The organism is Pectobacterium atrosepticum (assembly GCF_000740965.1).
Classification (GTDB): domain Bacteria; phylum Pseudomonadota; class Gammaproteobacteria; order Enterobacterales; family Enterobacteriaceae; genus Pectobacterium; species Pectobacterium atrosepticum.
Map to the genome: position 1 here is coordinate 3,193,821 of NZ_CP009125.1, position 19,750 is coordinate 3,213,570.

Below are 19,750 nucleotides of genomic sequence, written 5' to 3' on the forward strand. Positions count from 1 at the left end.
TCTCCAACCAGTGACCAAATTTGTCAATGGTCACAATCTTTAAGGTGCCAGACTCCGTAATATCAATGACGGTAGTAATACAGCAGCTGACGCTGACGTATCCAAATTGTATTGCAGTTGAACAGGACAAACATAAGGGCGCATGACCAGATAGATGGCTTGTGCCGCCTCATCCAGCGGCGTCTTGCGTTCGAATTCCCCGGACTGTCGTCCCTCAAGAAGAATTTGTTGAACAAGCTGGCGTAGATTTTCTTCATATCTCGCTGCTGAAGGCCACCGGTCGCGAGAGGATACAGCGGCGATGTCATACAGCTTGCGATCGTGAAAAAATAAGTCGCCGCCCGCGTCTATCAAGGCTTTGAACAGGCGTCTCAGTTTTTCTGAAGCCGTTGGCACATCCGCGATCGCTGAATTGACAATATCCATAATCATTGCCAATCGATTAGCGCAGATCATCTCACCGATCGCCTGCTTGGAATCAAAAAATTTGTAGATGTATGCCTTAGAAAACCCAATCGCCTTGGCTAGATCGGACACCGTTGTCTTCTCATAGCCAAAGTGTCCGAAGTGCTCAGTGGCAGCTTCCACAACCTGATCTCGGACGCTATGGTCCGACGGCCCACGTGGGGGATGTGTATTCGTATGTTTAGTCATTTTTCAAGCTTATCTCACCGAGCCCTGATTGACAACAAGTGACCAATTGATAATATAGTCACAATCGTTAAACTCAAGGAATTACTATGTTACCCCTCCGTACCCTTGCCTTGGTTGTGACTACTAGCGTAATGGCGGGTTGCGCGGTTGGACCGGATTATCATCGTCCGGACGCGCCACTCGCGGATCGTTATCAGGCGCAATCCGCTTCACAGCAATCCATCGCAAAACAAGGAAACGCAAACCAGACTGCCAACATAGCCGTCTGGTGGGAAAGCTTTAATGATCCCTTACTGAGTGAGTTAGTTTCAAGGGCTCTCGCACAGAATCTTGATTTAGCCCAAGCGTCCGCACGGATGACTCAGGCACGTGCTGGGCTTGGCGCGGCAACAGCGGCTCTGCTGCCATCAGGTAACGTCAGCGGACAGGCCACTCGCGCGTATCAGTCGGTTGAAACCGCACAAGGCCGGTTGCTCAACTCGGTTCCTGGCTACAATCGCTACGGCAATGCCTATGAAACCGACCTCAACGCAAGCTGGGAGATTGACGTTTTCGGTGGTCTGCGACGCGATCGTCAGGCGGCACTGGCTGACTATCAGGCTTCAGAGGCTGGCGTAACAGCCACGCGGCTGGCCGTCGCCGCGCAGACTGCCGATATTTATATCGCCCTGCGCGGGTTACAAACTCGTTTGGAGATAGCCAATCGGCAGGTTAATACACAGCAAGAATTGCTAGAAAAAGTGCAGCTACTCCACAGCAAAGGGCTCGCCGCAGAGTATCAAGTCCGCCAGACCGAAGGCTCACTTTCACAGGTTCAGGCAACCGTGCCCGTTCTCCAAACGGGTATCGATGCTGCGATGAACGCGTTGGACGTCATGCTCGGCACGCCTCCTGGAACCTATCGTAATCAGTTGGCTTCTTCGGGTCCTATTCCACAGCCCCCACAGCTCATATCAACAGGGACACCTGCCGATCTGCTGCGTCGTAGACCCGATATTATCGTAGCCGAACGCCATCTCGCGGCGTCCAACGCGCGCATCGGGGTCGCCATCAGCGAGTATTATCCTAAATTTTCACTCAACGCATTACTCGGTAGCGCAACATCGGTGTCGAGCGGCAACCTGTTCTCCAACGGTGCCAGCCAATCGGCGGGTGTATTGGGGCTGCGCTGGCGACTCTTCGATTTCGGCCGTATTAACGCTCAGATCGATCAGGCTAAGGGGCAGGAAGCCGAAGCATTGGCAGCTTACCGTCTGTCAGTATTAAGCGCGACCGAAGACGTTGAGAACGCACTCTCGGCGCTGCTCAATCGTGAGACGCAGACAACAACATTAACCGCAGGCGAAACGGCGTTGGCTAGCGCACGCCAATCATCTTTCATCGCTTACCAGAAAGGGACCGCCAGCCTGATTGACGTCCTGCATAACGATGAAACCCTGTTGCAGACTTCCGACGCCAGAGCGCAGGCCCAGACGGAATCTGCACGCGCAGCGGTCGCTACGTTTAGGGCGCTCGGCGGTGGCTGGCAGCCTCCAGAAACCGCTGCGAAGATGCTCTAATATATCCATGTACCGGTGCGCAAACATGCCATCGACTAACACCTGCACAGCTCACAATAAATAACCGGAGTGATTAACATGACAGCAAAAAACAATGCGTGGGTGCTCATCACAGGGGCTTCAGGCGGATTTGGCGAAGAGTTCGCGCGTCAATATGCCGCGCAGGGAAAATCACTCATTCTGGTGGCTCGGCGGCTCAATAAGCTTGAATTGCTGGCAGCAGAATTGCGGGAGCGTTTTAACATTGATGTGATGGTTGAACAGGCCGATCTTTCTGTGATGACCGCAATTAGCGATCTGCACAGTCGACTGCGGGAACAAAATATTGTGGTTGATATATTAATTAACAATGCTGGCCATGGTTTGCAGGGCAGCTTTTTGGATCAACCACTGGATGACGCGCTGGACATGATCAATCTGGATATCGCAAGTTTGACAGCAATGACTCGGCTCTTTGCAGAAGATATGCGCGTCAGGCGTAAAGGACATATTTTGATGGTCGCCAGCCTGTTGTCTTATCAGGGCGTAAAGAATTTTGCCGTTTACTCAGCAGCGAAAGCGTATGTGCTCCGGTTCTCCGATGCTCTGCATCGTGAGCTTAAAGACGACGGCATCATTGTCACCGCGCTTTGTCCGGGCATGTCTGACACCGGCTTTGCTACCGTCGCCAACCAGAAAATAACCCCTCTATTAAAAGGGGCAATGATGCAACCTAAACCGGTTGTACAAGCCGGCATCCGAGCGCTTCAGGCTGGGCGAATGAGCATTGTTCCGGGGATGGGAAATAAGGCAATTACATTTCTGACCTGGGCCACGCCACGCTGGTTACATCAGGCCATCATGGCCCGTGTAATGGGCGTATAAAACGCGGCCTGAACGCGTGTATGGAGCAAAGAAGAATGAAATCAAAAGGTCAAGATCGGGTATGGAAACCCGCATGTAAAGTCATCGTAAGGCAACATATCCTCATGAATTATCTTGCCTCAGATTTTATATCCCTAATACGGCGCCTTTCTTCAGCCCAGTCGATCAATGCTTCCATCGCGGGCCCCAAAGCAATGCCCATGTCGCTCAGCGTATATTCAACTCTGGGTGGCACTTGCGGATAAATTGTACGTATGACTATGCCATCGCTCTCCAGTTGCCGAAGCTGCTGAATCAGCATCTTCTGGTTAACCCCTTCAACCAAGCGCTCCAGGTCAGAAAAGCGTATCGGGCCCTTGGCCGCAAAGAGTTGACAGATGATGATGATTTTCCACTTTCCCTCCAGTACCCGAAGCGCCTCGGTGGTCGCCGCCGCCCATACCAACCGCTGCTGGGGGTCCTCACAATTCCAGACACGTTCTTTCTTCATACTTACCTTTTAGGGTGTTACCCACTTACTGGTGTGTTCTTGTTACATTAACCTGTACATCCTAATATAACCAGAACAACCAGCTTACCTTAATAACACGAGGCAAAAAACATGGAAATAGGCATTATCGGGACAGGCAACATTGGCGGAACCCTTGCCCGCAAGCTTATAGCCGCGGGCCATCAGGTACGCGTTGCGAATTCCAAAGGCATTCATGGCGTTCAGAGCTTCGCCGATGAAATCGGGGCTACGGCAGTGGACGTCTATGGTGCAGTTAAGGGAGCCGACGCTATCATTTTATCAATCCCACTACCGGCACTGGCATCGCTGCCAAACGGTTTTTTTGATGACCTTCCCGAAACGGTACCGCTAATCGATACCAGCAACTATTACCCAGGCTTACGCGATCCACTTATTCCCGAAATTGATGACGGTATGACTGAGAGCGTATGGGTGTCGCAACAACTCTCACATCCCGTGATCAAAGCCTTCAATAACATTCTCGCCTGGTCGCTTGCAGAGCTTGGGACGCCAAAAGGTTCGGCATCACGTTTGGCTATTTCCGTAGCGGGCGATAACGCCACGTTAAAACAAATTGTCATGAATTTGGTGGATGACACGGGCTTCGATGCTATCGATGCAGGCTCCCTGGAAGAATCATGGAGGCAGCAACCGTCAACACCAGCCTACTGCTGCGATTACGATGCGGAAACGATGAAGAAAGGCATGGCAGCAGCCGTGAGGGGTGAGGCGGCATCGAAGCGCGATCGCCTACCAGAGTTGTTTGGCAAATTGGGTGCAAATCCTACTCATGAAGATATCGTGGCGATGAATCGCTCGCTCAACCCCTAACGGCTGCTGCCAGCCCGTTCACACCTCGGGTGCAAAGCAGTGCGCCCACTCACAGCAGTCATCACAGCTTGGGGAACGGCAGATCAGTTCCCCCTCACTGTGCAGACAACGTTGGCGGTAAAAGAATTTCTTCCAACGCATGTTAGTGGCGTTCATCTCCACTAAAGAGGGAAAACAGTCTGTCATCAATTCGCGCAGTTCATTGCGTGAATCTAACCCTAAATCCTGCCACAGATGATTAAATCCTAACGAAGCGCTGGCAATAATGCGGTGCATCGGTGCCGCATCACGGGACATATGCTCGTACAGCCAGTCCGCCAGTTGTTCACGTTCCTCGGTGCGAGGCGACTGCAATTCGTTCAGCAGCGCATAGCGCTGCTCACGTTCAGGGCAATTTACCGACGGCACGGCGTCCATACGTTCAAGGAGACGCTGCCACTCCGACAACGACAACCCCATGTGTTGCGCAAAACAACCAGAACCTCTCTCATATTGCGCCCATAAGCGCCGTAGCCAGCATTGAGCGTGTAACATCACGCCGCTCCCTTATCCTTTTGCTCATTCAGCCGTTCTCCCTGTCGCTGTTGCCACCAGGCTGTCAGCACTTCAGTAACATTTTGCCAGGCGCCCTCAATGCAGGGTTGGATTCCCTGTTGTTCCAACTTATTCCATGGTTCAAAGCCAATACGGGCACAAAACACCGCATCAACATCCGCCAAAAGCGCCAGCAGTACGCCCAAGCGCTCAGTATTTTCCTCTGGCGGGCACGCCCCTTCTCCGTGGCAGTATTTAGGGGTAAAACGCTCGTTCACCAGTACCACACCAGCGGGTGACAGGCTGTAGATCTGGAAACGTTCGGCGTGGCCAAAGTGCAGGTCAATCACCTCGCCATGCGAGGACGCTACGGCGACCAGACAGGCTTCCGGCTCTTCAGATTCTCCCTGTGATGCGATGCTGGCGTGCAATTGAGCACGCTGATGGAGCAGGGGCAAATACGGCTGTGGTTTTTCTGGCAGTGCCGATAAAGGAAATTGCTGGCTGCGATCCTCACCCAACATGCCGATAGCATCCGCACGACATTGTTGGCAATGCGACATTTGCGGCATCACCTGACCGCACTCTGCCCGCACGCGCGTCATGCATTCGGCATCCGGTTCCCTTTGCCCTTCAAGGCCGAATACCGTGCCGTGTTCTGGTCGGGCGATCAGCGGCATAATATTGTGCAAAAAAGCGCCCCAGCTGTGTGCTTTTTCACTCACTGTCCGCATCGATGCCTCGTTAATGTCCGGGATCAACACGGAATTGATCTTGACCAGCACGCCATGTTCCGTCAGGCGGCGAATGCCCTCTTCTTGCTTCGCAAGCAGGATTCTGCCCGCCTCCAACCCGGTATAACGTTCTCCCTCCAGCCACAGCCAGGCATAAATACGAGCAGCTACCGCAGGGTCTAACGTATTCAGCGTCACCGTCACGTGATCCACACCGATATCCAGCAATGGCACCACGGCCTCAGGCAACATCAGTCCATTGGTGGAAAGACATAGCTTCACATCCGGCATTTGCTCACGCAGCAACCGTAATGTGCTAAAAGTCCGTTTCATATTTGCCAGCGGATCGCCCGGCCCAGCAATCCCCACGACGGAAAGTTGAGGAATAGCGGCAGCAACCTGCCGTGCTTGCGCCACGGCCTGTTCTGGCGTTAGCAACGTCGATACCACGCCGGGACGGGATTCATTGCTGCAATCATATTTACGGTTGCAGTAATTACATTGCACATTACATGCAGGCGCGACTGCGAGATGCATACGGGCAAAACGGTGATGACCGCTCACCGAATAGCAGGGATGGTGTGCAGCTTTGCTGGCCTGCAACGGGGTAATTCCATCAGCCAGCGTTGATCGGCAGCCTACCGTGCCGGATGCGGAGGAACAAGATGCCATAATAGTGCCTACGGTTGCGGAGTCATAGGCAGAGAGGTGCAAAGGCCGTACCGTTTAGCGCATCTATTAAAATCAATGTAAAACATGAAGATACAGAATTTCTACGCCATGGGATTTGTCAGGATTGCAGCAGTAGGCCGACAATGTGGCATATGCCACAATCCTGTCTCATCGGAATCACAGGCGATGCATATTGATATCCATTGTCTGAATGCGATAAGCCACCTGGCGCGGTGTCATACCTAACAAGCGCGCTGCTTTGGCCTGTACCCAACCGGTTTTCTCCAGTGCCGCAATCACCCGCTGCCGTTCATCAAGAGACGGATCGCACCAGCCTTCATCCGGCGCAGGTAAAATGTTGGTCGCTTTGGGCGCGACCTCACGATGGTTAAACATAATCACATCGCGATCAATCAATCCGCTTTCTGACATCACGGCGGAACGTTCCAGACAATTCTCCAACTCACGCACATTGCCCGGCCAGCTATAGCCCATGAGTAATCGGATGGCTCCATCGCTTATCCGCAAGGGGCGTCCCTGATGTTGGCCGATTTTCTGCACCAGAAAATCGGCCAGTTCGGCAATGTCCTCTTGCCGTTCACGCAGAGGAGGCAGCGCAAGCGGCATAACATTCAGACGATAATAGAGATCCTCACGGAAATGGCCGGCCCTCACCTCTTCTTCCAGATTACGGTTAGTCGCCGCAATGATACGGACATCCACCCGAATGGTTTCATCGCCGCCAACGCGTTCCATCTCCCCTTCTTGCAAAATCCTCAGTAACTTGGCCTGAAACGAGGCGCTGCTTTCACCGATCTCATCAAGAAATAACGTGCCACCATCGGCTAACTCGAAGCGTCCTTTACGTTGCCGCACGGCACCGGTAAAGGCCCCTTTCTCATGACCGAACAATTCGCTTTCTAACAGATTATCCGGCAGCGCAGCGCAGTTGAATTTGACGAATGGGGCGGCTGCGCGCGGTGAATGATAATGGATAGCATTGGCTACCAGCTCCTTACCGGTGCCGCTTTCCCCCTGAACCAGCACCGTGGTATCCCAGCGTGAAACCTGACGGATAATCTCCATGGTTTGCCGCATTGCCTGACTCTTTCCCACCATATTGTCGAAACGGTAGGAACGCGGCGGCGTGACGCAGGTTCTCGCGCGTACGGTGGTCACCGCCGATTCTGGCACTGACCTCGGGCGGGCGGGCTGCATCAGACGCACCGTTTGCGCCACCAGATTGGCCACGGTTTCCAGAAAGCGCGTACACGCGGGCAAGCGCTCTTCGTAGCGAGCCATCGGCTGTGCAGCCAGCACGCCAATTGGCTGAGATTCAATGCCAAACAGCGGCACCGCGATAAACGGCAGGTTGTAGTCGTACAGGCCCAGTTTATCGAGAAAGCGTTGATCGTCAGCCACCCGAGGCAGAACCAGCGGTTGATGCTGTGCTAATACCGTCCCTACCAATCCTTCACCGGGGCGGTAGCGAACATGAGTCCCGCTGGCGATCAGTTTTTCATCAGCTTCATGCAGTGCCTCCACCGCCATCACCCCATTCTGTTTGTCATACAGACAAACCATACCGTGTTGCATGAATGCATCATCGTGCAGCACGCGTAACACCGCCTGCAGTGCTTCGCGAACCTCTGTCGCTCGGCTCAATGCCGCGCTAATACGCTGTATGGCGGTAAACTGCTGAGAAAGATCGAACCGCCAAGTCAGGTTGCTTGTTTCAGGAGCCTGCGTCATTTTGCACCTCCAGCCAGAGAGGGTGAGAGAGGAAAGCGCAGGATAAGGCAGGTACCGCCTTGTGCATGCGCCGACAGATCAATGGCACCCTGATGATCGGCCACCAGCGTTTGAATCAGGCGAAGTTCCATCCCTTTGCCCGGCGAACTCAACGTTGCGGGGGCGGGGGCAAAACGGACCTGCGTCATCGGTACGTTGTCTTCCAGATAGAGCGACAGCCAACCGCGCTCTTCGCGAGCATAAATCTGGATTGATAGTTGAAAAGGTGCAATTTCTGCCGCCAGCGCCAGCGTGCGGTCCAGCCATAGACTAAGACACGCTAGCACCTGCGTTCGTTGGCCGAAAACAGTCAACTGCGGCGACTGCAATTCATATTGCAAGCGATCGTCACGATTCAGGCGCGACTGGTATAACGACGTCAGATCGTCCAGCAGGGATTTTATCGACCACTCATCCTCGGGTTCAAATGCCAGAGAAGGTCGGCACGCCTGTAACCGCGCCATGGCTTCTTCCCCCTCACGCCATGCCGATTCCAGAGCAACATTACTATGATCTTCACCGTTTAAACGCCGTGCAGCGGCCAGCATGTTGAGCGGACAGTTCAGCTGCACCATGGCAGCACCCAGCGATTCACGGATTGCCGCCAGCAGTATGCCATTAGCAATTTGCTGCTTCAGACGATCGAGTCGCCCTTGCTGTTGCTGCTGTTGTTGCTCCGTACAATCGGTAATCACAACGACGGTGCGCGGCAACGCACTGTCCGTGAAGTAACGGCTGGCTTCTTCATTGACGCCGGGTAATGCCCACATTCCCAGCATCAGCCAACGAACCGAGCCGCGAACCATCACGGGCAACGGTTTTTCCTCTCGCAACACGTTCTTATTTTTGCCATATTCCAGTACTGACAAAAGTTCCTTGCCACCGCAGTCAGCGCACAGCGTTTTATAGGCCAGGTTATCCATAATGACGCGGTCGTTATCATCAACCACCACCACCGCCGCAGGAATGTTATTCAGCACAGCGGTCATAAGCGTCATATGGTTACGCAACCTCTGTTCAAGAGCATAACTGGCGCTAATATCTTTATGCATCGCCAGATAATGTTCCAGTTCCCCCTGCGCATTAACGATCGGCGTGATATCAATATCAGCCAGATAGAGGGAGCCATCCCGTCGGCGATTAATCAACTGTCCTCGCCAGGCCACACCCTGTAATAAGGTCTGCCACATATCGCTGTAGACCTCTCCGGGCGTTTGCTGACTGGCGAGAATACGGTGATTTTGGCCGAGTAATTGAGACAGAGGAAAACCCGTCAGACGGCAAAATGCCGGATTGGTGTACACAATACGCGCCTGTGGATCGGTCACAGAGATCGCCACTGACGATTGCTCCACCACGGTAGAGAACAACGCCGGATGCTGGCGCGATAAATGACTGACAATCTCTCCCTGCGGAAGAGACTCCATTATCAGGTTTATGGTCATGGCCTACCCTTACAACATCAGATGCCGTCATGTCAGGTTCGCAACAATTTGTGCCACGAACCGACACCCTTCTCCGGTCGACTACCGGTACCAATAACCATGCAAACACTACGCCCTTTATTCATTAACCAGCCTAAACATTGATCGCGCACCCTGTTTTAACGTTAAACCACGTAAAATCCTTACTGCATCAGGTAAACACCTTATCTTCTGGCCTGGCCAGCCTCCTCAATAAGTGCATCAATAGTGCAGCCTTGCGCTAAAAACGTGCAAAATATCGCCAACACACTGAATGCCAAATTTGGCATGATATTCGCATCTCACTGTACAGATACCTGCTGCCTCCGGCGGCGATCCTTCTCAATATCAGTCAGGAGTGAACTATGGCGAACATTGGTATTTTCTTTGGCACCGATACGGGAAAAACCCGCAAGATCGCCAAAATGATCCATCAAAAATTGGGCGATACGGCGGATTCGCCGGTCAATATCAACCGCACGTCTCTGGACAGTTTTCTCTCTTATTCGGTTCTGTTGCTCGGCACGCCGACGCTGGGTGAAGGCCAGTTACCAGGGATGCATGCGGGATGTGAGAACGAGTCATGGCAAGAATTTATCGCTGAATTGCCTGATGAAGCGCTGGCTGACAAGACGGTCGCCTTGTTCGGATTAGGCGATCAGCAAGGCTATCCTGATAATTTTGTCAGCGGGATGAAAACCTTATATGACGTGGTTACCGCCTGCGGTGCCAAGGTCATCGGTGCCTGGCCGAATGCCGGTTATGATTTCAACACCTCCGCCGCCTTGGTGGACGACCAGTTTGTCGGATTGGTACTGGATCAGGATAACCAGTACGATCTCACGGATGAGCGCCTCGATAGCTGGTTGGAAACACTCAAGCCCGCTATCGGCTGATCCGCTAAAAGGTGGAGGCCTCAGGCACTCCACCTTTTTATTTCCACGTTCTACCCACGGCCCGGCACCAGTTGGGCTAACCATTGGCGTTGCTGTTCTTTCTGACGTTGCAGCAACAGGTGATCGTAGGCTTTTGCCAACGCGTCTTCCTGCGCCATCGGCGTTTCTGGGCGGATCGCTTCACATAACAGCAGGTGCCATCCTATATCGGTCTCGATGACGGCACTTAACTCCCCTTCGTGTAGCGTAAATAGCGACTGATCCAGTGACGTAAACAACAGCCCGCGACTCACCCATCCCAGCAATCCACCTTCCAACGCCGTCGGACACTGGGAATGACGTTCGGCCAACGTCGCAAACGCGGCGGTGTCCGATTGTAGCTGGCGCCGCAGCGCAAGAAGCTGCCTGCTGATGACTTCAGAATCGTCTTCCCCCGTGGTCAGCAGAAGATGCCGGGTCAAACGCTGTTCTGGGCGACAAAAACGAGCAGCATGACGCCGGTACCACTGTTCAACCTCTGCTGGGGTCGGCAACGGCACCGCCTCGGAAATACTCGCTAGCTGTCCCGCCATCAGCACATGGTGCTGGATCACCGCCGTACGATCGGCGGCAGAGAATCCAGACTGCCGTAAATCAGGTTCCAGTTCCTGTGTTACTGCCTGCACGAGGTCTGGCGTCACTGTCGATACGCTATTTTGTGCCGCTTCCACCACAGCTTGTTCCAGCAGCAACTGGCGAGCCAATTGCTGCTGGAGAAGCCGCTGGCGATCTACCGGCAATTGCGTCGGTGTGGTGTTCCACATTTTTTGCGTCAGGCGCCATTCACTAAAGCGCTGCCAAGCCAACATCAGCGATCCTCCTCCGCCAGTTCCAAAACACTGGCAGGGACCTGAAACCAGCGTTCTCCGAACATCACCGTATAGCAATCCCCCTGATCTCCTTGACCAGTAGCGAAAATTTGCCCGCGCTGACCAACGTCCACCACCTGTTCGCCGTTGATGGAAAGCGTTTGCCTGCAGTGAACGCCATCACCGTACTGAAAGATGCCCGCGTTCCACGGTATTTCCGCCGCGATCAGCTCCTGTTCGCGGCACCCCACAACGCGATCGCTATCAAGGAAATGCACCTGATAGATCAGTTGGTCCTGAAGAAAAACGCCCCATTCACGCACATATCCTACTGTGCCGCGCCGTACCAGCAGTTCACCTCGTTTCATGCCTGCCATGGTGCCGTCGTTACGCAACGAACGCACGACGCGCACCGCATCGCCAAATGCAAAGCGCGGTATCATGGTGTGATCTCCGGTTGGTAGCAGCGATAACTTTCTGCCAATAGCCGACGCGCCAACTGCCAGTCAGCATCTTGCACTGCCTCCAGCGCGTTACGCAGTGGCACCGCCGCACGCAAACGACGGTGAAAATCACTCAACACCGATAAACTACAAATTTGCAGGGCGTGGGGGTCGTATGGCACAGCAAAAAAATCAAAAAAGGCCTCGGCACTCTCCAGCTCATCAACGCCGGGTAACTGGTAGAACCATTCCATCGTTTGCCCTCCCCATCACCGCATCACTGCCACACAGTTCGCGATACATCTCCAGCAATTCATAATCCAGAGGATTACGCTTCCAGTTTTCCGCAAAAGCGCGGACGCTGCGCAACAGCGCTTCCGTCTCACTCGCCTGCGGCTGAAAACCTAAACGGGCGAAAATCCCCGCCACCGCTTGCCGTCCCGAATGCTTACCTAGAACCAAACAGAACTCACGCCCCATGAGCGCCGGGTCGATGCCCTGATAACTGCGGCTGTCGTTTAGCAAAGCTGCGACATGCACGCCGGATTCGTGAGTAAATACCTGCTCCCCCACCAGCGGCTGCTGCTTGTCGATGGTGCGCTGTGCCGCGCTTGCCACCAGTTGGCACAGCGCGGGCAAACGAGCGAAGTGGATGCCACTGTCACGATCGAGACAGCGTTCCAGCGCTAACGCCACGGTTTCCAATGCAGCATTACCTGCCCGTTCCCCCAGACCCAACACCGTGGTATTAACATGGGAAACGCCAGCCTCTATCGCTGCCAGCGTATTGGCCGTAGCCAGCCCAAGATCGTTATGCGCATGCATTTCAATCTCACCGCCCCAGTTTTGCCGCAAGGTACTGATACGGGCGAAGGTGGAGAACGGGTCAAGCACGCCCAGCGTATCCGCAAAGCGCAGCCGTTCAGCCCCTGCTGCATCGGCAGCAATCGCTATCTGACGCAAGGTGTCATCGCTAGCGCGCGATGCATCTTCACAGCCGACACACACACGTAACCCTTGCTGACGAGCCTGAGCAATCAGCGAGGAAAGCTGTGCCAATAAGACGTTAAGCGGCTGACGCAGCTTCTGTTCGCGCAATCGATCCGATGCAGGAACCGAGATATCCACCCAATTCATGCCCAGATCGGCACTTTGCCGGATTTCCAGCGCATTCATCCGGCACCAGGTCATCAGCACCGTGTCCGGCAGGCGGCGGCGAATAACCGCAATACGCGCCCGTTCATCGTCTCCCATCGCCGGGGTGCCCACTTCCAACGCGGTCACCCCAGCATCAACTAATGCCTCGGCAATCGCCAGTTTTTCGCTGGCGCGAAACGCTACGCCGGGGCTCTGCTCACCATCACGCAGCGTAGTGTCATTGATAATGATATCCGCCATGCCGTTCCCCTTATCAGCCATAGGTCGGCATAAACTCGCCGCCGGATACCGTCTGAGGCTTACCTTGCTGCCAATAAGGTGACAGGGTGCGCAGCCGTTCAATAATCGGCGGTAGTGCCGTAATCACCTGATCGATCTCTTTCTCGCGGGTGTAGCGCGATAGCGAAAAACGAATGCTGCCGTGAGCGGCCGTATAGGGAATATTCATGGCGCGCATCACGTGGGAGGGTTCGAGCGAGCCAGATGTGCAGGCGCTGCCGCTGGAGGCGGCAATACCGACATGATTGAGCAGCAGCAGAATGGCTTCTCCTTCAATAAACTCGAAGGCAATATTGAGCGTATTGGGCGTGCGCGGTTGCCCCTCGCCCATCACGATTACGCTGGGAATCACCTGCGCCAGCCCCTTTTGTAAACGGTCACGCAGGGGTTCCACCGCCGCACTCATCATCGGTAGATGCACGTCCGCCAATTCACAGGCACTGCCCATGCCGACAATACCCGCAATATTCTCAGTGCCGGCACGGCGTCCACGCTCTTGATGCCCCCCGCGCAGCAGCGGGCGAAACCGAGTAGAGCGGCGTAGGTAGAGGCATCCGACCCCTTTCGGGCCATGAATTTTGTGCGCAGAGCAAGACAACATGTCGATGTCACAGCTCGATAATACAATGGGGATTTTCCCGACCGCCTGTACCGCGTCACAGTGAAACAACGCCCCCTGTTCATGAGCCAGTGATGCCATTTCACGCACCGGAAACAACACGCCGGTTTCGTTATTCGCCCACATCATCGTCACCAGCGCGACACGGTCACTCAGCAGGGCGCGGTATTGCGCCATATCCAGTTCGCCCTGCGCAGAAACACCAACCTGATGAATGGTATAGCCTTGTCTGGCAAGGTGTTCACAGACTTCCAGCGTGGCGGGATGTTCCACCGCGCTAGTGATGATCTCACGCCGTTCCGGTGCCAACGCTACGGCAGAATGAATGGCGGTAGACGTCGCTTCAGTAGCACATGATGTGAAGATGATTTCGCTGTCATGGCGCGCACCAAGCAGGGTAGCAACCTGCTGGCGCGCTTTCTCCAGCGCCCCGCGACAGGGTGTGCCGAAATCGTGAATCGACGACGGATTACCGTAATAATCGGTCAGGAATGGCATCATGGCCTCCAGCACCATCGGATCGAGACGGGTGGTGGCATTGTTATCGAGATAAATGTTTTTCATGTGCGCTGCCTCACTGAACAGTCAATAAGCTCACGCGGCCTGTGCCGCAACCACTTCCATATAGCGCCCCGTGCGCTCAACCAGCTTTTGTTGCAGCCAAGCGAGCGTCATGTCGGTCATCATGCATCCCTGGCAACTGCCCGACAGGCTGACCGTCACCTGATGGTCGCTGACGTTGAGTAGCGCCATGTCACCGCCATCGGCCTGAATATACGGGCGCAGTTCCGCCACCACGTCAGCGACCAGCCGCCACGCGGAAGTCTCCGCCTCCGGCACCTTGACTTTTTCAGGCAGCGCTGCCTGTTCTTCGATAATTGCCGCTAATGCCAGTTCGATCTTTTCATGGCACGCCGTGCAACCTCCGCCCGCTTTGGTGTAGTTGATTACCTCTTCCAAGGTGGTCAAGCCATTGGCCACCACCGCACGACGAATCTGACCTTCATCCACAGCGAAGCATTTGCAAATCAGCGCCCCTTCCTCATGCTCATCCTCCAGCGTCTCACCACGGTAATTGGCGATAGCCGCACGTAGCGCTTCCTGCCCCATCACAGAACAGTGCATTTTTTCTGGCGGCAGCCCATCGAGATAATCTGCGATTTGCTGATTGGTGACCTGCTCCGCCTCATGCAGAGTGCGGCCAATAATCAACTCAGTCAGCGCCGAGGAGGAAGCAATCGCGCTCCCACAGCCGAAGGTTTGAAAACCGGCCTCCTGAATCGTTTCCGTGCCCGGATCCACACGCAGCATCAACCGTAAGGCATCGCCGCAACTGAGCGAACCGACATCACCCACGGCATTCGCCTGCTCTACCACGCGGGCGTTACGCGGGTTAAAAAAATGGTCTTTCACTTTCTCGGAATAGTTCCACATGCTCTCAGCTCCCTACGATGCAGATAAGCAGAACCCTAAGGCTCCGGCCCCCGCATAGGCGTTATGGACGGGTTAGCTCAAAACAAGCAAATGTGATGCCATTCACAAAAACACATTGCAATCAATGTGATGGGGGAATTCGCCATAAAAAAAACCGCGATGAATGTCGCGGTTTATGTCGGTTTTGTCGTACAGACGACATTGTGGCGGTTGATGCCGTAATGATTCAGGAGGCGTCATCTTCCTCACGCCATTCGGTTTCCACCATCAAGTGTTGGAAGCGATCCGGATCCCGTTGGCGACGTCGGGTAGCCTGTTCACTATCCACCCAACATTGTTGGATTTGCTGCAATAGCTGTGCAATGGAGGTCGCCTCTGGTACGCGGATGGCGCGAACGCCCACCTGCAACAATTGACGGAATACCGTCTCGCCAATCGCCACACAATAAAGGGTGACACACTCTTCCAATGCGCTGATACGGCTGGCGAGTTTGTCTTCGCCATGCCCGTATTCCACGTTAAAATCCACCACCTTCAGCAGCCTGACCTCATGTTGTTTGACGCCATAAACCACCAGGCGTGGCGTCGCGCCAAAATGCTGGTCCACATGGTGGTAATCTGAACTGGCGAAAGCGACTTGCATCGACCATACCGCCGAACTGATGGTGCTGAGATTGCGGTTAACATGCTGCATGTTCCACCCCCTGACGCCTCACTGCCGGAAATTGCTGACGCAGTGGCGAATGATAAGCGGGCACCGGATGATGTTCATTCAGCAACCGATTCGCCAATTCGAACAGCGTATCGCGCATGCCTGCATATCCTTGGCGCACACGACGAAATTCGCCAAGGCGGTCATATATGGGAAACCCGGCACGAATCAGCGGAATACCACATTGCTCAGCCAACCCTGCAGCATGAGAATTGGCGACCAGTAGATGCGCGGGGGTTTTAATCAGCAGATCCTGCATATCCTCAAGATCGCCGATCAGAACCTGCTCAACCGGCAGGTTCAGTAACCCGGGTTGGCTCACGGGCGCGACCACCGGTCCCGGCACCATGCCTTGGCTAAGGGCGAAGTCGCTCCAGGCAGCCAGCACATCACCCTCTGCAGCCAACGCGATGGCTTTATCCTGTAATGCCATATGACAATCGATCATCGCATCCTGCAACTGACCTCGCTGACGGTCAATCCAAGCAGGTACGTCACGCCCAGAGAGCTGTTGCAGGTGGTGGATAAAGGCATCCATGGTTGTAAGCGTCATCAGGTGCGGTAAATTTAATGCCACGCCACGACTACGCTGCGCCAGTAAGCCCGCCGCACGCTGGAGCGACACACCCAGAGTGATGGTGCTCAGGCTTTGCCCCATCTGCTCAATATTGCGTAACACCGCCCCGCCTTGGGTAACAGATTGATAATCGCCACTCGCGAGATGACCATCCAACGACTGTGACAGATCCGGTAGCAGTATCGGTTGCAGGCCAAACGCCTCGACATAGCTGCGGATAAGCTCCACATCCCCCGGCGTAAACACATGGCTGAGCAGCAAATTAACGCGGCGGTTGCGCATACCTGCAGGCGGCTTTTCTGGGATCCATTGTGTAATCACCCCTTCCAGCACCGCGCTGTAGCCATTTTCTAGCGACCCATAGAAATCTGGCGTATTGACCGTGAGCAACGCCGTCGATTTAAAACGCGGATTATCAGCGCGGAATTCGCTTACCGCACGCGTCATATCGCTCCCTTGTGCTTCCGACAAGCCGGTACTGATGATGACAATCGCTTTAGGTGCATTGCGCTGACACAACGTGCTCAAGGCCGTCAAAATATTGCTGTCTGACCCCATTACCGTCGTGGTGGGATCCATGGCGGTGGACTGGAGCGGAATGGGATCGTGAAAATGCTGAATAAAAAACACCTTGGCAAAGGCACTACAACCCTGAGCGCCATGAACCAGAGGAATGCAGTGTTCAATACCCTGACTGGCCAGAATCGCCCCCAGAGGCTGCCCACTTTTAATTGGACTGGTCGCCAGCGGCTTTTTGTTACGAATAACCTGAGCCATAATTTGCTCCTAATGCCAAGGGGCACGTTGATGAGTCTGCGCCCAAATCGGGCTTTCCAGCGTCAGGCATAGCTGTTCCGCCAGCGTCACAATACCGCGATACCCTGCGTAAGCGTGCTCGCGCTCCTGATTGATATCGAGGAACGGCAACCGGGCCTTATAGGCGGTGTACATGTTGCGCCCCCCGGCGATCATCAGGTCAGCGCCATAGCGATACGCCACATCCAGCAAGGTGCGCGCATTCCCCTCATCCAGCATGATGGCATCATCCCCCATCAGTTCGCGGATACGCTGTTTGTCTTCCTCGGTAGATTTACGTGTCCCAGTCGCCACCACGGTCATACCGAGATCCTGCAAAGCCGAGACCACCGACCAGGATTTTACGCCTCCGGTATAGAGCAGTACCTTGCGCCCTTGCAGGCGTGCACGATACGGAGCCAAAGCCTGTTGCGCCGTCGCTTCTTCTCGCGCAATCACGGTTTCCGTGCGCTGCATCAGGTCGGGATCGTCTAGCATGGCCGCGAGCTGGCGCAGCGCATCGGACATGGCACGCACACCATAGAAGCTGCCTTCAAACCACGGTGTGCCATAACGTTGTTCCAGCGTGCGCGCCACGTTGATCAACGCACGCGAGCACACCAGCATGTTGACCTGAGCACGATGCATCGTCTGGATTTCGGCAAAGCGCCCATCGCCGGATAAATTGCCCAACACGCGGATACCCAGCTCATCCAGCAGCGGCTGCACATGCCAAAATTCACCAGCAATGTTGAACTCACCAATCAAGCCAATATCGTGACGCTGTGCGGGGGAAAACGCGGTGCCATCCCGCCACGGTGCGGGTTCACGCGTCCCAATCACCTGTTTTACCATCACTTCCCCTGCCAGACGGTTACCCAGATTCTTGCTACCGTAGAATCCGGCAGCATCCACCGCAATCACCGGAACCCCTACCGCGACTGACGCTGCCCGACACACCGCCTCAATATCATCGCCCTCCATCGCCGGGACACAGGTGTTGTAGATAAAAACGGCGGCAGGATCGTATCGCTCCACGATATGGCGTACGGCATGAAACAGCCGCCGCTCACCACGCCCCATGATCACATCCTGTTCGTTGAGGTCGGTGGTAAATCCCAAACGATTGATCGCTGGCCCGGAACTTTGGCTACCACGGTTATCCCATGAACTGCCCGCGCAACCGATAGGGCCATGCACCAGATGGGCGACATCCGCCAGCGGCAGCAGCGTAATTTGCGCCCCGTCAAACGCACAGCCGCCTGCCGTCGCGCCAGGCTTAGGCGCACTGCATCCCGATTTTTGTTTGTGGTTATGTTCGCAGGCGGGCTCATCGAGCAACGCCAAAATTTCATTTCCCTTCATCTTGCCCTCGTCGAGTCGGTTGACCTTACTCAACTCTTTTTGTGCAATTCACAGGCCATAAATTAATTTATTAATTTCAATCAGATAGGTTTGTCGCCTTTGTAACAAAGGCGACAATAGCGGAATATTGAGGGGGAGTGGTGTTACTGGGATCCGTTTGGGAAATGGAAAATATTGTACGTTACGGTTGTTTTTTGTACTGATTAACAGCAATTGATCAAGCAGATAGAACAACACGATTAGGGTCAGACACATCGAAAACAGAATCGCATACGGGTTTGATTACACGCTACAAACGTGCGGTGTCCCATAATTTCATTATTTGCGCGATGCCCCGTAGTGTCTCTTTCAGCGGCACATTATCCCGGGCGAGCGTCGATATTCCCACCAGAAAACTGTCAAAACAGACCGCCAGGGAAAGGGTATCCTCACTATTAACAAGCTCACCGCTGTTTATGCCTCTCTGTAAGCAATGCTTTATTCCCTCCCTGGTGTGACGCCTTGACTCAGCAAGGGGCTTCAGGAGATCCCCGTTTTCATCAGAGCATAGGGGCATTACGCTGAGCGCAACCATACATCCCCGAGGATGCCCGGGTTCGTACTGCATTTTTGCCGAATTCGTTAATGCCATCTCCAGCGCCTGTCGTGGAGGCAGGTTGGGCTCCCAGAGCGATGATGTTACCTGTGCATGTGTTTTCAGATAACAATCAACTGCCTCGTTAAAAAGAGAGGCTTTCGAACCAAACGCCGCATAAAAACTGGGCGCACTGATCCCTTTGCCTATCGAGGCCTTCAGATGGGCAAGTGATGTTGCCTCATAACCCTGTTCCCAGAAAAGATGCATTGCCTGTACGACAGCTTCATCTCTGTCAAACTGCCTTGGTCTGCCTGTTTTCATGATCCTGCCCTCCTTAAATATATACTAATCGATACAAAATTCATTGACAACTCTCCCTCCCGACACTCAACATATGTACCGATCGATATATTAATGATCATTTATAGCTGCCT

General features: G+C 54.2%; 20 protein-coding genes. 4 read left to right on the forward strand and 16 right to left on the reverse strand.

Annotated features, from left to right (window positions below):
• Positions 1–39: 39 nt before the first annotated feature.
• Entirely contained in the window at positions 40–654 is a 615-nt protein-coding gene (locus GZ59_RS14130) for a TetR/AcrR family transcriptional regulator (RefSeq protein ID WP_039292594.1), read from the reverse strand.
• An 86-nt stretch (positions 655–740) separates the two neighbouring features.
• On the opposite strand from GZ59_RS14130, the gene GZ59_RS14135 reads away from it, so the two are divergent.
• Both GZ59_RS14135 and GZ59_RS14140 read left to right on the forward strand, forming a co-directional pair.
• Positions 741–2,213 carry an efflux transporter outer membrane subunit gene (locus GZ59_RS14135; protein ID WP_039292598.1) on the forward strand — a complete coding sequence of 491 codons (1,473 nt, stop codon included), beginning with the start codon at positions 741–743 and terminating at the stop codon, positions 2,211–2,213.
• A 78-nt stretch (positions 2,214–2,291) separates the two neighbouring features.
• Positions 2,292–3,077, forward strand: a complete 786-nt coding sequence (locus GZ59_RS14140; protein ID WP_039292602.1) for an SDR family NAD(P)-dependent oxidoreductase — start codon at positions 2,292–2,294, stop codon at positions 3,075–3,077.
• A 109-nt stretch (positions 3,078–3,186) separates the two neighbouring features.
• Here the strand turns inward: GZ59_RS14140 and GZ59_RS14145 are convergent, their stop codons facing one another.
• A complete protein-coding gene (locus GZ59_RS14145) occupies positions 3,187–3,567 on the reverse strand; it encodes a winged helix-turn-helix transcriptional regulator (protein ID WP_011094465.1) in 381 nt (126 codons plus the stop codon).
• A 111-nt stretch (positions 3,568–3,678) separates the two neighbouring features.
• Between GZ59_RS14145 and GZ59_RS14150 the strand changes: the two genes are divergently transcribed.
• Complete coding sequence (locus tag GZ59_RS14150) at positions 3,679–4,419, forward strand: NADPH-dependent F420 reductase (RefSeq protein ID WP_039292606.1); 741 nt, start codon at positions 3,679–3,681, stop codon at positions 4,417–4,419.
• Between the two features lie 18 nt (positions 4,420–4,437).
• Here GZ59_RS14150 and GZ59_RS14155 read toward each other — a convergent pair whose 3' ends face one another.
• The 4 genes from GZ59_RS14155 to nifL all read right to left on the reverse strand — a co-directional run bounded on the left by GZ59_RS14155 (position 4,438) and on the right by nifL (position 9,595).
• A complete protein-coding gene (locus GZ59_RS14155) occupies positions 4,438–4,953 on the reverse strand; it encodes a nitrogen fixation protein NifQ (protein WP_039292611.1) in 516 nt (171 codons plus the stop codon).
• Positions 4,953–6,359, reverse strand: coding sequence for a nitrogenase cofactor biosynthesis protein NifB (gene nifB, locus GZ59_RS14160; RefSeq protein ID WP_039292614.1), 1,407 nt, complete (start codon positions 6,357–6,359; stop codon positions 4,953–4,955). Before nifB ends, GZ59_RS14155 begins: the two co-directional genes overlap by 1 nt.
• Before the next feature lie 177 nt (positions 6,360–6,536).
• A complete protein-coding gene (gene nifA, locus GZ59_RS14165) occupies positions 6,537–8,111 on the reverse strand; it encodes a nif-specific transcriptional activator NifA (RefSeq protein WP_039292617.1) in 1,575 nt (524 codons plus the stop codon).
• Entirely contained in the window at positions 8,108–9,595 is a 1,488-nt protein-coding gene (gene nifL, locus GZ59_RS14170) for a nitrogen fixation negative regulator NifL (RefSeq protein WP_039292620.1), read from the reverse strand. The genes nifA and nifL overlap by 4 nt, the downstream gene beginning before the upstream one ends.
• Before the next feature lie 383 nt (positions 9,596–9,978).
• Between nifL and GZ59_RS14175 the strand changes: the two genes are divergently transcribed.
• A complete protein-coding gene (locus tag GZ59_RS14175) occupies positions 9,979–10,509 on the forward strand; it encodes a flavodoxin (protein ID WP_039292623.1) in 531 nt (176 codons plus the stop codon).
• Between the two features lie 50 nt (positions 10,510–10,559).
• Here the strand turns inward: GZ59_RS14175 and nifM are convergent, their stop codons facing one another.
• The 10 genes from nifM to GZ59_RS14225 form a co-directional block, all read right to left on the reverse strand.
• Positions 10,560–11,357 (reverse strand): nitrogen fixation protein NifM, encoded by a 798-nt coding sequence (nifM, locus tag GZ59_RS14180; RefSeq protein WP_039292626.1) that lies wholly within the window; start codon positions 11,355–11,357, stop codon positions 10,560–10,562.
• A complete protein-coding gene (locus GZ59_RS14185; protein WP_039292630.1) occupies positions 11,357–11,800 on the reverse strand; it encodes a nitrogen fixation protein NifZ in 444 nt (147 codons plus the stop codon). The genes nifM and GZ59_RS14185 overlap by 1 nt, the downstream gene beginning before the upstream one ends.
• A complete protein-coding gene (locus GZ59_RS14190; RefSeq protein WP_011094474.1) occupies positions 11,797–12,054 on the reverse strand; it encodes a nitrogenase-stabilizing/protective protein NifW in 258 nt (85 codons plus the stop codon). Before GZ59_RS14190 ends, GZ59_RS14185 begins: the two co-directional genes overlap by 4 nt.
• The gene (nifV, locus tag GZ59_RS14195) at positions 12,023–13,198 is read right to left on the reverse strand and encodes a homocitrate synthase (RefSeq protein ID WP_011094475.1); all 1,176 of its coding nucleotides are present in this window, start codon (positions 13,196–13,198) and stop codon (positions 12,023–12,025) included. The genes GZ59_RS14190 and nifV overlap by 32 nt, the downstream gene beginning before the upstream one ends.
• Before the next feature lie 13 nt (positions 13,199–13,211).
• On the reverse strand, positions 13,212–14,420 hold the full coding sequence (nifS, locus tag GZ59_RS14200) for a cysteine desulfurase NifS (RefSeq protein ID WP_039292633.1): 1,209 nt from the start codon (positions 14,418–14,420) through the stop codon (positions 13,212–13,214).
• A 30-nt stretch (positions 14,421–14,450) separates the two neighbouring features.
• Positions 14,451–15,290, reverse strand: a complete 840-nt coding sequence (gene nifU / locus GZ59_RS14205) for a Fe-S cluster assembly protein NifU (protein ID WP_039292635.1) — start codon at positions 15,288–15,290, stop codon at positions 14,451–14,453.
• 226 nt (positions 15,291–15,516) lie between these two features.
• Entirely contained in the window at positions 15,517–15,984 is a 468-nt protein-coding gene (locus tag GZ59_RS14210; RefSeq protein ID WP_039292637.1) for a NifB/NifX family molybdenum-iron cluster-binding protein, read from the reverse strand.
• A complete protein-coding gene (nifN, locus tag GZ59_RS14215; protein ID WP_039292640.1) occupies positions 15,971–17,356 on the reverse strand; it encodes a nitrogenase iron-molybdenum cofactor biosynthesis protein NifN in 1,386 nt (461 codons plus the stop codon). The genes GZ59_RS14210 and nifN overlap by 14 nt, the downstream gene beginning before the upstream one ends.
• A gap of 9 nt (positions 17,357–17,365) precedes the next feature.
• Positions 17,366–18,739 (reverse strand): nitrogenase iron-molybdenum cofactor biosynthesis protein NifE, encoded by a 1,374-nt coding sequence (gene nifE, locus GZ59_RS14220; RefSeq protein WP_039292641.1) that lies wholly within the window; start codon positions 18,737–18,739, stop codon positions 17,366–17,368.
• 289 nt (positions 18,740–19,028) lie between these two features.
• Positions 19,029–19,637: a TetR/AcrR family transcriptional regulator gene (locus GZ59_RS14225; RefSeq protein WP_051623303.1), complete on the reverse strand. Its 609-nt coding sequence runs from the start codon at positions 19,635–19,637 to the stop codon at positions 19,029–19,031.
• Between the last annotated feature and the right edge of the window lie 113 nt (positions 19,638–19,750).